The organism is Vibrio sp. Vb0937, from assembly GCF_033338855.1.
The window spans coordinates 1-2,138 of sequence record NZ_JAWOTK010000082.1; the positions used below are offsets into that span (position 1 = coordinate 1).

3 protein-coding genes are annotated in these 2,138 nt (G+C 46.5%); all 3 read right to left on the reverse strand.

What is annotated here, in order from left to right:
• A partial coding sequence (locus R7P67_RS23255; protein WP_318086121.1) for a BCCT family transporter occupies window positions 1–959 on the reverse strand: 959 nt, incomplete at its 3' end.
• Window positions 960–1,147: 188 nt separating this feature from the next.
• Entirely contained in the window at window positions 1,148–1,894 is a 747-nt protein-coding gene (locus tag R7P67_RS23260) for a 3'-5' exonuclease (protein ID WP_318086122.1), read from the reverse strand.
• Window positions 1,891–2,138: putative nucleotidyltransferase substrate binding domain-containing protein (locus R7P67_RS23265; RefSeq protein WP_318086123.1), on the reverse strand; the 248-nt coding region annotated here is incomplete at its 5' end. The genes R7P67_RS23260 and R7P67_RS23265, both read right to left, overlap by 4 nt.

A 2,138-nucleotide genomic window follows, 5' to 3' on the forward strand; every position in this document is an offset into this window, starting at 1 on the left:
ACAAAGAACAGCAACATCGCCGCCAGAATCATGTTGATTTCAGACAGACGTTTTACCCCACTATCAAGGCCTGCAACCACCGAGATCAGCGCCAATGCCGTGATCACAACAATCAACACGACTTGAGTTGTGTCGGTCATTGGCACACCAAACAAGAAGTTCAAACCTGTTGCTGCTTGTGAAGCGCCATAGCCGAGCGATGTCGCCAGACCAAATACCGTCGCAACAACTGCAAGAATGTCGATAATGTGCCCTACCCAGCCCCAAACTCGTTCGCCAAACAGCGGGTAGAAGATGGAACGCATGGTCAGTGGCAACCCTTTGTTGAACGAAAAAATCGCTAAGCCAAGGGCCAACAACGCATAAATCGACCAAGGGTGAAGTGCCCAGTGGTAAATGGTCGCAGCCATACCAAGTGCAGATGCAGCATCTGTATCACCAACTGCACCACCAAGTGGAGCCCAGTCGGTGCGCACACCATTTTCAATGTTCACGCCGCCAAGTGCAGAGCTGAAGTGCGACATTGGCTCAGACACACCAAAAAACACTAATCCGATGCCCATACCGGCTGCGAACAACATCGCTAGCCAGCCTGCATAAGAGTAATCTGGTGTCGCTTCAGTACCACCAATTCGAACTCGGCCAAGCGGTGTCACAATCAAGACCAAGCAGACAATGACAAATACGTTGCCAGAAGCAAGAAAGAACCAGTCAAGATTGGATACTAGCCAAGCACGTAAGCCAGCGAAAAATGGTTCAACTTGTTGGCGAAAAGTTAGCGTTGCCACAACAAAGAGGACGATAGCCATCCCAGAAATTGCGAAAACTCGGTTGTGAATGTCTAAGCCGAATGGGCCGACTTTTAACGCAACGTTATCCTGACCAATCTGATAGTCAGTATCTATCGCGTTTACCTTTCCATCGGGACGTTTAATCCCACCATTATTGTCGGTGCTCACGAATACTCTCCTTAACAATACGTGACCAAATTTAAATACTTTGTAGGAGTTTGAGTGATGATTAGTTCACATCACCAAGCACAAGTTTAAGTATATGTATTTTCTTAAAGTAGTTGCTCTCATTAGCATCTTAAAAGGAAACACCTCCATCGATCATTTGATGTTTTTGTGTTTAAGGTAAATAACTTTTATTGCCAAATAGCAGAAATTGGCATGTCTCGGTTAAAGTGATATTGCAACTGAGCTTGAAACAACTCTGCCGTCGCCAATGCATCCGTTAATGCGTGATGCGGTTGATAAGCAGGCAGACCATATCGTTCCCGAGCATGCCCCAACCTCACTGACCCTGGCTTCTTACCTTTTAACTTATTCCAAATGCCTGAACATTCTCGGCGTTGAAGTGCGTACTCGATATCCAATGTATCAACGACGGGAAATTGAATCCCTTCGCCAATGGTGTTTAAAAGCGCATTATAAAAAAACTGCCGCTCGATATTCTTGTAGTGCACCAGCACCACCTTGCCAGCGAGTGCATCCAAAATATCACCTAGTATTTGCCTTAATTGGGGCGCGTTTTTCACTTCAGAATCCGTAATGCCATGAATAACGACAGACTCCTCATTAAGCTCTCGGTTCGGATTTACAATCCAATGCGCTGAACCACTGCACTGCACTCGGTCAATCGTAAACGGCACAAGACCAATGGTAAGAATGGCATCGTCTTCTGCATTTAAGCCCGTCGTTTCAAAATCTACCGAGACAAACGGCACCTCTTTTAATGGCGTATCCCCATTCACCATAGGAGTCGAATAGTATCGCTTCAACCGTTGATCTTGCGCTTGCTCTGCCAACTGCTCAAACAATACTGACCACTCCGGCGTTTGCGAAGTATCGAGCAGCGGTGTACTCGCCTTACTTTTTGCCAACCACATCATTTACTGCTTCTTTGGTAGCGGAACGTAATGAAGTTCTGCGCATTGCTTAGAATTTGGAATGCCGCTTTTAGATTACGACGTTCGAAATCGGACATGTTTTCTGGCTCGATGTTGTTATCCGGCTCATCGCCATTTTCAATATCCAAGGCTTGGTGACGGATTCGAACCATGTAGATAAGCTCCATCGCATCTCGCAAGTCCATTCCTCGCCCTTTTGGCAGGATCCCGGCGTCATTAATGTCGT